Origin of the sequence: Sodalis glossinidius str. 'morsitans', from assembly GCF_000010085.1 — a bacterium.
GTDB lineage: Bacteria > Pseudomonadota > Gammaproteobacteria > Enterobacterales > Enterobacteriaceae > Sodalis > Sodalis glossinidius.
Genome location: NC_007712.1, coordinates 1,833,089 through 1,846,646, shown reverse-complemented (window position 1 = coordinate 1,846,646; position 13,558 = coordinate 1,833,089). Strand labels below are relative to the sequence as shown.

General features: G+C 56.4%; 8 protein-coding genes and 2 pseudogenes. 1 reads left to right on the top strand and 9 read right to left on the bottom strand.

Annotation, left to right across the window (positions count from 1 at the left end):
- Nucleotides 1-17: 17 nt before the first annotated feature.
- The 4 genes from SGP1_RS09565 to SGP1_RS09550 all read right to left on the bottom strand — a co-directional run bounded on the left by SGP1_RS09565 (nt 18) and on the right by SGP1_RS09550 (nt 3,827).
- A complete protein-coding gene (locus tag SGP1_RS09565; RefSeq protein ID WP_011410747.1) occupies nt 18-914 on the bottom strand; it encodes a sugar phosphate nucleotidyltransferase in 897 nt (298 codons plus the stop codon).
- A gap of 89 nt (nt 915-1,003) precedes the next feature.
- Nucleotides 1,004-1,414, bottom strand: a complete 411-nt coding sequence (locus SGP1_RS09560) for a hypothetical protein (RefSeq protein WP_041866824.1) — start codon at nt 1,412-1,414, stop codon at nt 1,004-1,006.
- A gap of 82 nt (nt 1,415-1,496) precedes the next feature.
- Nucleotides 1,497-2,234, bottom strand: a complete 738-nt coding sequence (locus tag SGP1_RS09555) for a polysaccharide pyruvyl transferase family protein (RefSeq protein ID WP_243466210.1) — start codon at nt 2,232-2,234, stop codon at nt 1,497-1,499.
- A 960-nt stretch (nt 2,235-3,194) separates the two neighbouring features.
- A complete protein-coding gene (locus tag SGP1_RS09550; RefSeq protein WP_083764717.1) occupies nt 3,195-3,827 on the bottom strand; it encodes a transposase in 633 nt (210 codons plus the stop codon).
- 549 nt (nt 3,828-4,376) lie between these two features.
- Here SGP1_RS09550 and SGP1_RS09540 point away from each other — a divergent pair.
- A pseudogene (locus tag SGP1_RS09540) lies at nt 4,377-5,018 on the top strand (ATP-binding cassette domain-containing protein); the annotation flags it as partial.
- A 197-nt stretch (nt 5,019-5,215) separates the two neighbouring features.
- Here the strand turns inward: SGP1_RS09540 and SGP1_RS27085 are convergent.
- From SGP1_RS27085 to SGP1_RS09515, 5 genes and pseudogenes are all read right to left on the bottom strand, one after another.
- Nucleotides 5,216-6,326 (bottom strand): annotated as a pseudogene (locus SGP1_RS27085) (MFS transporter).
- A 171-nt stretch (nt 6,327-6,497) separates the two neighbouring features.
- Complete coding sequence (gene serS, locus SGP1_RS09530; RefSeq protein ID WP_011410745.1) at nt 6,498-7,790, bottom strand: serine--tRNA ligase; 1,293 nt, start codon at nt 7,788-7,790, stop codon at nt 6,498-6,500.
- Nucleotides 7,791-7,898: 108 nt separating this feature from the next.
- Nucleotides 7,899-9,242, bottom strand: coding sequence for a replication-associated recombination protein A (locus SGP1_RS09525; protein ID WP_011410744.1), 1,344 nt, complete (start codon nt 9,240-9,242; stop codon nt 7,899-7,901).
- Between the two features lie 7 nt (nt 9,243-9,249).
- Nucleotides 9,250-9,861: an outer membrane lipoprotein chaperone LolA gene (gene lolA, locus SGP1_RS09520; protein WP_011410743.1), complete on the bottom strand. Its 612-nt coding sequence runs from the start codon at nt 9,859-9,861 to the stop codon at nt 9,250-9,252.
- Between the two features lie 160 nt (nt 9,862-10,021).
- Nucleotides 10,022-13,489 carry a DNA translocase FtsK gene (locus SGP1_RS09515; RefSeq protein WP_011410742.1) on the bottom strand — a complete coding sequence of 1,156 codons (3,468 nt, stop codon included), beginning with the start codon at nt 13,487-13,489 and terminating at the stop codon, nt 10,022-10,024.
- Nucleotides 13,490-13,558 lie beyond the last annotated feature (69 nt).

The following is a 13,558-nucleotide window of genomic DNA, read 5'->3' as shown; positions in this document are numbered from 1 at the left end:
AAATACATCGCTTCGTCTTACTTGGCCAAAAGACGTTCAATACCGTTACGGAAATCGACGCCCATTTTTTTACTGCGCAAGCCATAGCTCACAAAGGCCTGCATATAGCCCAACTTGAGGCCACAGTTAAAATTTTTACCGGTTAAATACACAGCGTCTACCGGCTGTTGATTAACCAGTGATGCAATTGCATCCGTGAGCTGAATACGTCCCCAGGCGCCAGGTTCTGTTTTTTCCAGCAATGGCCACACCTCTGCCGACAATACGTAACGTCCTACGGCCGCCAGATTAGAATCGATTTGTGAAATATCCTGCGGTTTCTCGATGAAAGATTGCACCAGGGCGGCATCGCCGGGCCGGCTTACGTCATCTTCACAGCTAATTACCGAATAATTGGGCAGTTCAGCGCGAGGTAAAGACTGTACCAGAACCTGACTATGCCCGGTTTCCCGATAACGATTGACCATCGCGGCCAAATTCTCCGTCCGGCTGTCAAACGTACTTTCGTCGAGCAAAACATCGGGCAGTACCACGATAAACGGCGAATCACCGATAATAGGCTTGGCGGACAATACCGCATGCCCCAATCCTAAAGGTTCTCCCTGACGAACATTCATGATCGTCATGCCCTGAGGACAGATTTTCTGCACATCTTCAAGCAACGCATTTTTTTTGCGTGATTCAAGCAAAGCTTCCAGCTCAAAGGTAGTGTCGAAGTGGTTTTCCACCGAATTTTTGGAGGCGTGGGTGACTAAAATGATTTCCGTTACGCCGGCGGCGGCGCATTCGTCCACAATGTATTGGATCATCGGCTTATCGACAATCGGCAACATCTCTTTGGGGATTGCCTTGGTCGCGGGTAACAGGTGCATACCCAGCCCAGCAACAGGGATAACGGCCTTCAGATTTTTCATTTAACCAACCTTAACGTGAGTAAAGCGCAATGGGGGATTCGGATCGGGCAAAAGCGCGCGGACCTCTCCGGGCCGCAACCGACCGGGAACTAAACAGTTATGAACATAATCGTAGGCGATGAAATGGCTGTCAGCAATGCACGTCCAAGCGGCAATGCCGCTGACCGTCTACTCCGCCGGACGGCGGCCATCGCGGATAAATCACTGTTTGGGTATAATGTTTTCACGCGGTCAAGTCCTTCCAGCAGTCGCGAAAGATTATGCTGAAAAACAGCCTCGTCACTGAAAAATCCACCGGATTTTTGCGCTAACTGCATACGTTGCGCCACGTTGGCCACGCTTTGCTCGTTCCAGGCTCGTGTGTGACGATCCTCACGCAGCCGGATTAACTTGTTAGGCACTTTATAGCGCAGATTCATCAGTTTTCTAAGATGCCGGTTACCTTCACTGGTGGAGGAAAGTTTCTGCTGCTTTTTAAACATCACAACGGCTTTTTCCACATCGGTCCCCGGCTGAATTGCGGGACCGCCGGGCAGTGCACGGCATTGGCTTTCAAAATATCGCTCAGAAAATCCGCACCTATCACGGTGGGAATGTAGGGAGAACGAATGGTTTGCGTACAGTCAAGCCATTGAAGGTATTGATTTGCGAGGACGTCACCATGGGCACCCAGGGAACTCGCATAGCGTCGGCGATTATCGCCGCGTGCATGGCATCCGCCAAGACCAGCTTGGCATGGCGGATTTTCTGAATCACCGCGCGCGCTTCCTCACGCGGACTGACCATCGTTATACCGGCCTGTTGGCAGCTTTTTTCCCAATCCCCTTGCTTTAACGCATTGTGGTGGAGAATAAAAATAGTCCCTGCACGCTCGTGCTCCGCTAAAGGTTTGAATTCTGCCAGGGTATTGAGAAAGGCCGCGCCGTCGGTAATAAATTGACTCTCGTTAAGCCCCAACACACGGGCGCTCAAAGGCCCCCTAACGCAGATGATCTTCCAATCAGCGTCACCAAAACCTGCGGGCGGGTAACCGTAACCAATCCCGCTGCCGAAAACTATCCATTTTTTTGCGCTGGGCATGTCAGTGTTAATGATGGTACCAATACCGGAGAATCTGACGCTATCATCCTCGTCAAAAAAACCCGGCAATAATGTCTCCCATAGCCAACCATTTAAATCATCGCCAAAATTCCCAAGAGCCGACTTATAATAATACAGTTTTAATTGTCCTTCTCCAAAATTCAAAATGGCACTGCGACGACGGAATCCCAAAAAGTCAATAACACGGCCAGCACGACAACAACTTGGTGTTTTTGTCATAAACAACGCAGCTAAAATATCATAGCCGGCAATGCGGGTAGTATAATCATTTTCTTAAATATCCATTGTTATACCGTCTGGCGGTGGTAGTCGCAACAAAAGCATAGTTGCACAACGCATTTTAAGACAAATCCCACCTTCCTCATGAGGTTGAGTTTATCCCATGAATTATAATAACTTTTTATAATTAGCTGCACATAAAAAAATCAAACGTATGTGTTCACACCCCGTGACTTGAAGTGAAACAGGAAACAAGAGGAATCGGATTGCCTAAAAAAATATTTTTGTTAGTATGAGGAAGCATCGATGAAATAGGCTGGAAGGGCATACTTTATGATAGCGAGCGCCGCTGACATTAAGTGGCTTTGTTGAATAAACCGATTTTATGCTGCCCCTCCAGTGCAACTGCTGATCCTGGCAACGTAAAATCATGCAGTTAGGCCGCGTAAGAAAACGGCACACCTAGGGTGACAAGCATTTTCCGCCAAAACGAGTATGGCAAAACAGCATGATTCCCTATTATTCAACAAAGCCACATCAAGTTTGAAAACCCCGTCGTAGACAACTGCTGCATACCTAATATTTTCATGGTTTTACTATAAGGATTGTCATTCCGTATTACAGACTTGGCAGGCGATATTTCACCTCACCCAGGGCTCGCAACCATTACACTTGCTCTACGAGAACGAACGATGATTAAATCCGTACAATACTTACGCGCGATTGCCGCGCTGATGGTGGTCATGCATCATGTGGTAATCAAAGGGCGCCAATACGACATTCCTTCCTTATCCTGGTTTCACATAGGTTATTAAGGCGTAGACCTTTTTTTATCATTTCAGTTTATATTATGTGCACCACCACTGAGCAAAGAGAGGTCACCTTCGGCCGCTTCATTTCTGTCCGATGCACGCGTATACTGGCTTTGTTGAATAAATCAGAACTTGTGACTACGCCCCCCTAGCAGATCGATTGTGATGCGATCCGGATGCTGTTCGGCATTCCTAACAGCGTCATTTTGTTAAGCGCTTTGACCATCTCCATTGCCTCACCTACCTGCGCATCATAGTCACGCAGACTTAGATGATCGCCCATAAGCGTTTTGAACCGGAATATAGCTGTTTCAGCCACTGAACGTCGATGATAGCCCACTTGCTTTTTCCATACATCGTTACTGCCGCTTAGACGCTGATTCGCAACGGCGTAGTTACGCTCATGGTATCGGTCTGGCCAATATTGCGCCCCACCTCGTGGAGAAATAAAAGGCCTTATTTTCTTCCTCAGCAGAGCATCATGACAGTAGCGGGTATCGTAAGCGCCATCAGCCGACGCTTCTCTGATTTTCCGGTGGGTCTGGTTTATCAGAACTGGTAGGGCCTGAGCATCCGTCGTACCGCTGAGCGATAAGTCAGCACAGATAATCTCGATAGCCATATCTGCGTAGTGAAGCGGCCGGCCACGCCGTTCAGACGTTGTTTTTTCCGTCCATGCAACAATTGCCGACTCATCCAGCCATATCGTCAGAGCCCCGCGCTGCTTGAGAGCTTTGTTGTAAGTGGACCAGTTGGTTATTTTAAACTTTTGCTTTGCCATGGAGTGTAGATGTTGAAATGACAGTAGTGATCTGAGCAGACGATCACCTAAAAGTTATATTTATTCAACAAAGCCGCGTATACTTCTTCTTTATTGGCTGATGACGGTCGTGGCGCTGGCCATTTTTATCATCAAACCGAGCGTCGTGAACAGTTCCGGCGGAACAACAAGCGTGGTCGCGTCGTTTTTTCTCCTTCCTGACGGCACACTCTCTTTCTGGTCAATAACGGTTGGACTTTAAGTTACGAATTTTTATTTTTGACTTTGGCCTATTTTTATCCAGACCCAATAAAAAACCCATTGTCGTTGCGATTATCTTAGCTCTGGCAGCATTAGGGCTGAATTTGCACCCGAGCGGAGCGTATTTCAAATTTATCACCAATATCATTTTGGTCGATTTCGCCCGAGTTATTATCAAATCTGGTGTATGGCGATCAGGCTACGTTCTGCTCTGATGCTTCGTGAATCTGTTCTCCATCCTGAAATTGGACGTTGTTTATCACCAGGGTCAGCAGGTCAAATCCTCTTAGCCGGTTCCAGCTTTTCTGGCTGCATGTTCCTGACGGCCGCCCCCTTTTTGCGCCGGTAACCGCATCCATCACGCCCGGCGAGCGGGTACTGGTGGCGGGACCGTCGGGCTGTGGTAAATCCACATTACTACGCGCCATCGCCGGCATTTGGCCCTATGGCAGCGGCAGTATCCTGCTGCAAGAGAAGCGCAAAATGCTGTTCTTACCGCAGCGCAGTTATATTCCCATCGGAACGCTTAAAGGCGCGCTATGCTATCCCGACGCGCCGGATCATTTTACCGACGCGCAAATGCATGAGGTGTTGCTACAGTGCCAGCTTAAACATCTATTGCCGCAGCTTAATCAGGAGGCCAACTGGAGCCACTGGCTTTCACCCGGCGAACAACAACGTCTGGCGTTCGCCCGCGCCCTATTGATTAAACCGGAAATGTTGTTTCTCGATGAGGCAACCAGCGCGCTGGATGATGAAAATGAACAGCTTATGTATCGTCTGCTGATTGACACTTTGCCGCAGATGACGCTGGTAAGAATCGCCCACCGCAATAGTGTTGCGCGTTATCATACCCGCTGCTGGCGCTTTACCCGTCACGAAGACGACGAGCAGGCGCATATGCAACCGAGCGCCTTGCCGCAGACGCTGGCGGAAAACGCCTGGCGCTGACAGGCTACCTGTTCTAGCCCGGGCCGCCGCAGGACAGTTGAGTACCCTGCCGCCGCGGGGTCGTTGGGTAATCTGCCGCTGTGCTGAACATCATCAAATTGGCGGTGGCGCAGGCCGGGGGCGCGTCCATTGCCGGGGATAACGAGAGAACAGGCCCGCAGAAGTCGCCAGACGGTAAACCCCCGTCGGCGCCGTAATCAGGCGGTCGCCACCGGGGTATGGTGCCGATCCGGTTTGCGCAGCAGCATCACCAGATAAACCAGCGCCACCGCCGCTATCATCACAAACAGCAAATGATCCGAATAACGCTGCATCAGCATGGCGGTCATCGTCGGACCGAACAGGCTGCCGAGCGTATAGCTGAGCAATAGCGACTGGTTCATGGCCACCAGTTCATCCGGGCTAACCTTCTCGCAGGCCCAGGACATCGCTACCGGATACAGGGTGAAACCGGAACAGCCGAGCACAAACAGCGCCGGCGCCATCGCGGCATGGCTCAACATCGCCAAACTGCCGAGGATGACCATAAACACCAGCACCCGCAGCACCATCAGACGGCCATAGCGGTCGGTCCGCCAGGCGTCCGACCGGCCATTGGCCGACATTGCCGTCGCTCAGGCCCAAATGGGACAGATACAACGGCATCAAACCGTAAAACGAGCCAAGTACAATACCCGACATAATACAGCCATTAACGCCCAGTCTGGCGTTTCGGCGCAGCAGCATCGGCTACAGCGCCACCCGTGGTGCTGTAGCGCTGGGGGGCACCATCGGGGCGAACAGCAGCGGCAGCATCGCACTCACCACCAGGCTGACCGCCCACGGCAATACCGCCGTCACAGCAGTGGCCACGCCGCTTAACAGCAACTGCCCGACCACTGTGCCCAGATAGTAGACCGTCATATAGGCTGCCAGAAGCTGGCCGCGGGTATGAAGGGTGCTGCTGCGCATCAGCGCGCTTTCCACCACGACCCAAATCAGCGCTCAGGCAACGCCGGCCAGAAAGTGCAGGACCAACCAGCTAGTAAACCCGTCCGCCAGCCCAAGCCCCGCGGTCGCCAGCGCGAACAGCACGCAGGCCTCATGATAACTGCGGGTGAAACCCAGCCACTTAATCAGTAGCCCGGCAAGCAGCGTACCGGCCAAATTACCGGTAAAATAGGACGAACTGACCAGCCCGACCTGCTAGGTGGGCAGCGAAGCATGGCTGAGCCAAAGCGGCACCAACGTATTCAGTACGGCGATGGAAATCGTCAATAACAAAAGCCCCGCGAGCAATAACAGCACCGGGCGAGAATAGGCGGACATGGTATGGGAAACGCAGCCTCAGAGAAGAGATTACGCGCATCATGCCACCATGGCGTAAAAAGTCAATCGGCCGCGTCTGGCCGCCGCATTTTTTGCGCCACCGCAGGTAAGCGGCTTGATCGTGCACAAAAAACGCGCCTCATTGGGCGCGTAGAACGTGCTTACGTCCGCTTAGCCGATATGGGTCAGGCCCTTCATATAGGGCTGTAGCACTGCCGGTATGGCAATGCGCCCGTCGGCAAGCTGATGGTTTTCCAGCACCGCCACCAGCGTACGGCCAACCGCCAGACCGGAACCGTTCAGCGTATGTACCAGCTGCGGTTTTTTGTCCGTCCGGCTGCGGTAACGCGCCTGCATCCGCCGCGCCTGGAAATCGCTGATATTGGAGCACGAGGAGATTTCGCGATAGGTATTTTGCGCCGGCAGCCATACTTCCAAATCGTAGGTTTTACAGGAGGCAAAAGCCATATCGCCGTTACACAGCAACACTTTGCGGTACGGCAGTTGCAGCAATTGCAGCACCTTTTCAGCATGGCTGGTCATCTCTTCCAGCGCCTGCATCGACTGTGCCGGTTTCACCACTTGCACCATTTCCACTTTGTCGAATTGGTGCATGCGAATAAGCCCGCGGGTATCTCGCCCGTAAGAGCCGGCCTCGGATCGGAAACATGGCGTGTGTGCGGTCATCTTCAGCGGCAGCGCGTCTTCCTCGATGATCTCATCGCGAATCAAGTTGGTCAGCGGCACTTCCGCGGTCGGGATCAGCGCATAAGCGCTGGTGTCCGCTTCCTCGTTCAGGGGCTGAGTATGGAACAGATCTTCGACAAATTTGGGTAACTGTCCTGTGCCGTACAGCGAAGCATGGTTAACCAGGTAAGGCAGATAATGTTCCACATAGCCGTGCTGTTCGGTATGCAGATCCAACATGAACTGGGTCAGCGCGCGGTGCAGGCGGGCTATCTGGCCACGCATCACAACAAAGCGCGCACCGGTCAGCTTGACCGCCGCGGCAAAATCGAGCCCGCCCGCGATTTCACCGAGTTCCACATGGTCGCGGATGGGAAAATCGTATTGCCGCGGTTCGCCCCAGCGCGACACTTCCTGGTTGTCGTTTTCGTCCCGCCCGTCGGGCACGTCATCGTCGGGAATATTGGGCAGCGAGAACGCGTAGTCGCGGATCTCGCTCTGCAGGGCGTCCAGCTCGGTTTTGGCGGAGCTTAAGCGCTCACCTAACTGGTTGACCTCCCGGCGCAGTGGCTCAATGTCTTCCCCGCGGGATTTCGCGGCGCCGATCGCTTTGGAGCGGGCATTGCGTTCAGCCTGCAGATTCTCGGTTTCCACCTGGAGCACTTTGCGGCGCTCCTCATGCTGGCGCAATGTCGCCACATCCAGTTTAAATTTTCTGCGAGCCAATTTTTCGGCGACTGCGTCGAGCTCGTTACGCAGTAGATTGGGATCGAGCATGCTAGTCCTGTGCTTATGATTATCTGATGTACGTTTACGGCCGCGTGGCGCCCTGGGCGAGGGCCACGTCATGAATTCAGCACTGCTAACCTTACCGCAACGGCCTGGTTATCGGTAGCGTTTTGTCGGGCTATTTTGATCCAGCGCGTCAAGCCAGGCGAGCTTTTCGCCGATTTTATCCTCCAGGCCGCGCGAGCTGGGATGATAGTAGCGGGTGTGCGCCATTTCCGGCGGGAAATAATCCTCACCGGCGGCGTAGGCGTTGGGTTCATCATGGGCATAGCGGTACTCGGCCCCTAATCCCATGTCTTTCATCAGCCTGGTCGGGGCGTTACGCAAATGCTCCGGCACATCATAATCCGCCTTTTCGCGCGCATCGCGCATCGCCGCTTTAAAGGCGGTGTACACCGCATTACTTTTCGGCGCGCAGGCCAGATAGACAATCGCCTGGGCGATGGCTCGCTCACCCTCAGCGGGCCCCACGCGGGTAAAACAATCCCAGGCGGCGATGGCCACCTGCATGGCGCGCGGATCGGCGTTGCCCACATCTTCCGACGCGATAGCCAGCAATCGACGCGCGACGTACAGCGGATCGCCGCCGGCGGTAATAATCCGCGCATACCAGTAAAGCGCCCCATCGGGCGACGATCCGCGCACCGATTTATGCAGCGCCGAAATCAAGTCGTAGTAACGATCGCCTTTGTTATCAAAGCGCTCGTTGCGCTCGCCGGCTATTTCGTTTAGCAGCGCGGGGGTCAGCACCCGTTGTCCCTCGGCATCGGTCTCGGCCATGTCCGCCATCATTTCCAGACTGTTAAGCGCCCGCCGCGCATCGCCGTTCACCCACGCCGCCAGTAGCTGACGGGTTTCCGGCTGCAGCACGATATTTTGCCCGCCGTAGCCGCGTTGGCTGTCCTGCATAGCCTGGTCGAGCACCAGGCCGATATCCTCAGCCGTCAAACCTTTCAGCAAGTAGACCTTGGCGCGGGAAAGCAAAGCCGAATTCAATTCAAAGGAGGGGTTCTCGGTCGTGGCACCGATAAAGGTGATGGTGCCCTCTTCAATATGCGGCAAAAAGGCGTCCTGCTGGCCTTTATTAAAGCGATGGACTTCATCGACAAATAGAATGGTGCGCCGCCCGGCATCGCGATTCAGACACGCCCGTTCGATGGCCTCGCGGATTTCCTTGATGCCGGACGTCACCGCCGACAGGCGCTCCACGTCTACCTGACCGTAGCGGGCAATCAGTTCCGCAAGGGTAGTCTTGCCGGTCCCCGGCGGTCCCCACAAAATCATTGAATGGAGCTGACCGTTTTTGATCACCCGCGGCAGCGGTTTATCCGCCGCCAGCAGGTGGCTCTGACCGATATACTCCTCAAGCGTTGACGGACGCATACGCGCCGCCAGCGGTTGGAATGCATTTTGGGAAAAGTCCAGGGACAGGTTACCCATAGTTACCTCACTGGCGCTGGTCGTCCAGCGTCACGCCCTTCGGTAGTGTAAAGTGGAATTTGGCGTCGTCCACCGGGCCGTTCTTCTGGCTTTTCAGCTGATAGGTACTGCGCTGGCCATCCTGCTCCACGGCGGTAAAACCGGTAATGGTGCCATTAGCGGTGACGTTAATCGTAAACTGCTTCAGGTTGCCGTTATCCGCTTTCGGCACCAGCGAAAAACTGTCGCCCTGCTGCTTCACATTATACTGACCCCAGTCGGCGGCGCTGTTGCGGGTGATTAACATGAACGGCGTGTTGCCGGTTGCGTTTTTCAGCCAGTTGGCGATTGCCTGTTCAACAAAAGGATTGTAAAACCACAGGGTTTTGCCATCGGACACCAGCACGCTTTCATCCGGCGTGGTCATATGCCAGTTGAACAGATTCGGCCGTTTTATCCACAGTTCGCCCTCGCCCTCCTGCACCGCGCCGCCTTCGGCGCCAGTCACCCGCTGGGTGAAGCTGGCATGAAAACTGTTGACCTGATTCAGACGGCTTTGCAGCACATCGGCATCTTCGGCAAACGCCGGAGCCGCCAGCACGGCGGCAAACAGACAAGAGGTCATCAACTGTTTTTTCATTCTTGGCATTCCTTGAGAAAGTGAGCCCGCGCGCTCCCGTCCGAGGCGCGGCAACAGAATTAACTTTATCGGAAGATGAGCGGGACGCCCCATAGGAATATCCTCTGAAACGTCCCGGTTTACGCATCTTTGCACGGTTGTGCCCGGCGAGAGGCGCTTACTACTGTGACGGCGGGGACAGCACCTCTCGGTTGCCGTTGTGGCCTGGCGGACTGACAATGCCCTGCAATTCCATTTGCTCGACGATCCGGGCGGCGCGGTTGTAACCGATGCGGAACTGGCGTTGCACGCCGGAGATCGACGCGCGGCGCTTGTCGATGACGAACGCCACCGCCTGATCGAATAGCGGATCCAGCTCCTCGTCACCATCTAGGCCGGCAGCGCCGCCCTCACCCTCGTCACCGGCGCTGGTGATGCTGTCGATATATTGCGGCCGGCCACGGGCTTTCCAGTCGCTGACCACCGCATGCACCTCTTCATCGCGCACAAACGCGCCATGAACGCGCACCGGCAGCGAGGAGTTGGGCGCCAGATAGAGCATATCCCCCATGCCGAGCAGCGATTCGGCGCCGGTCTGATCGAGAATAGTGCGGGAATCGATTTTGCTGGAAACGGTAAAGGCGATTCGCGTCGGGATGTTGGCCTTGATAAGACCGGTGATAACGTCCACCGATGGCCGCTGCGTCGCCAGCACCAGATGAATACCGGCGGCACGCGCTTTTTGCGCCAGGCGGGCAATCAGCTCTTCCACCTTCTTGCCAACCGCCATCATCAGGTCGGCAAATTCGTCCACCATCACCACGATATAGGGCAGTTTTTCTAGCACCGGCGGCGCCTCCGCCATGCCGTTGCCGGGTTTCCAGAACGGGTCCGGCACCGGCCGTCCCATGTCTTCCGCCTGCTCAATACGTTCGTTATAGCCCGCCAGATTGCGCACGCCGAGCGCCGACATCAGCTTATAGCGCCGCTCCATTTCGCCCACGCACCAGCGCAGCGCGTTGGCGGCGTCCTTCATGTCGGTGACCACTTCGGTCAGCAGATGGGGAATGCCTTCATATACCGACAATTCCAGCATTTTCGGGTCAATCATGATAAAGCGCACCTCTTTCGGCGTCGCCTTATACAGGATACTGAGGATCATGGCATTGACCCCCACCGATTTGCCGGAGCCGGTTGTCCCCGCCACCAGCAAATGCGGCATTTTGCCCAGATCGGCAATCACCGGCTGGCCGCCGATATCCTTGCCGAGCACCAGCGCCAAAGGCGAGCTGGTTTCACGGAATTTATCGCAATCGAGCACTTCGCGCAGATAAACCGTCTGGCGCCGCTTATTGGGCAATTCCAGGCCGACGTAAGGTTTACCGGGAATCACTTCCACCACCCGCACCGCCACCGCCGATAGCGAACGCGCCAGATCGCGGGACAGATTGGAAATCCGCGCCGCTTTCACGCCGGGCGCCAGATCCAGCTCGAAGCGGGTAATGACCGGACCCGGCGAAATGTCGACGACTTCCGCCTTGACGCGATAGTCTGACAGCCGGACTTCCACCAGACGCGCCGTCTGCTCCAGGGCGAACATGTCCACCGGCTCTTCTTCTCGCGGCGGCGGGGTCAGGAGATCCATGGTCGGCAACGGCGTGGACGGTTTTTGCAGTGGCTGTTCCTGACGCATCAGGAACGGATGGATCAAACTTTCCATTGCAGGCGTCTGCGGCGCGCCCGCGGCGGTGCTATAACCCTGCGACACGCCGTCATCGTCAGCGCTATCATTGTCGTGCCAGGGGGCATCGTCGTCCTGCCAGCGGTCGTCCTCGCTCGCGTAGACGGAGGATCGCGGATCGCCCGCGGGGCGCGCAGGGGCAAACTGCGCTTCCTGCGCCGCAAAATCGGCGTCCCGACGGCTGTCCATGCCTGCTACGGGCGCGCTACCCGCCTCGGGACGGGCATCGATATCGGCCGCCGGCGACAGCGGCGAGGCGCCGCCGTGGGAATAACCGCTATGCGCCGCCGGAGCCTCCTCGCCAGGATAGCGCTGCAGCTGCTGACGGGCAAAATCCTCCGCCAGACGCTGCTGCTCATCCCACGCCGCTTCCCCTTCCGGTGAAACGAACGCCGGCCTTAGCGTGGTTTCAACCGGGGATGCATCAGCGTCCTGCGCCGTCAGCGGACGCTCGTCGAAGCCGTCAGCCGGCGCCAGCGAATCAGCCTGCAGACCGTCCTGAGGGGAGCGCTGCTGCGAGGGGATCTTGATCCCGTACGAGGCCAGTTCCCGCCGCGTCGGGATACACACCGGTTCCAGGAGCGGTAGTTCCGGTCCGATACCTTGTTTTACCTGCGGGTTATAGTCATTGCCGCTGGCGGAAAACGCCGGCATGAAGGTCAGCGGCGTGCCCCCTTGCCCCGCGGCTGCGGCGCCTGCCGTCAGCGCGCCGCTGTTTTGCTGCGCAACGGTGAAGTCGTAGGGGGTATGCGGGGCGGCGGGATCCCGTTGCCAGTCACCCAGACGCGGCCCCTCCTCCTCCGCGGCCAAGGCTTGCGGGCTGGCCGGCGCGCCGGGCAATTCAAACCGGTAATGGGGCACCTCGCCGGCTTGCGCCGGCGACAGGGAAGCGGGCGACGCAGACTCGGCCCAGGCGCCTTCGGGGGGATAATTCACGCCCGCACCGGCGGCAAGAGGATCTCCAGCAACGCCCTGACCAGGCACGGTGGCAGAGAGAACGCCCGCGCTCAGGGGGCCCCCCGCGCCCGAAGGCGCGCCGGCCTGCGCCGGATTTTGCGCATGGCTGTCAGGCCGCTCGCCCGCTGGGTAAGCGGTCGCACCCTGACCAGCGAGCGGACTCGCCTCAGCCCCTTGGCCGGCCTGCGCTAGCTCGCTGTGGCGTGCCGCAACCGCTGCGGCCGAGGGACGCAGCAGTGGTTCGTCGTCGTCCATCTCCCCGGCGCGCCAGGCGATATCGCCCGCCGCCTCGTGATCCGCCCGGCGGTAACCCTCATCCGCTTCGTCGTCGCGGCGGCTGCGGTTGGAGACAAAAGTCGCACAGCTAAGCACCACCTCGCCGATTTTCTCCGCAATGATCAGCCACGACCAGCCGGTAAAGAGCGTCAGTCCCGACGCCCAGACGCACAGCAGCGCCAGGGTGGCGCCAATGCCGTTGAACCATGGCAATATGGCATTGCTCAGCAGACTTCCGATGATCCCGCCGGAAGCGAAATAGTAAAGATCGTCAACATTCAGCGCGGCCAGGCCGCAGGAAGTGAGCAGCAGCGCCAGGCTCCCGATCAGCCGCAGCGAGAGACCAAACAAATCCACATAGTCGCGCCTGTCGCGCTGGGCAAAGGCGCTCCAGCAAAAGAACAGCATGATAGGCGGCATCACATACGCCAACACGCCGAAGGTGAAAAACAGGGTATCGGCAAACCATGCCCCTACCCCGCCACCCAAGTTATGAATAGGGCCATGCCAGGCGGTCTGTGACCAGCTCGGATCGGAGGGGCTGAAGCTGACCAGCGCCACCATCAAATAAAACGCAAAAATACCCACTACAACCAGCACAGCCTCCAGTAGCCGGCGGCCACTGCTGAGTTTTTTGAGGGCAATATCTTTATCTTCTGTATATTCCTGGCTCAAGAAAGGCTCTCCAGGCTCCTGTTAACCGATATAATAACAGCGCCGAGGTGCTGTCCGGCGCTGGGACTG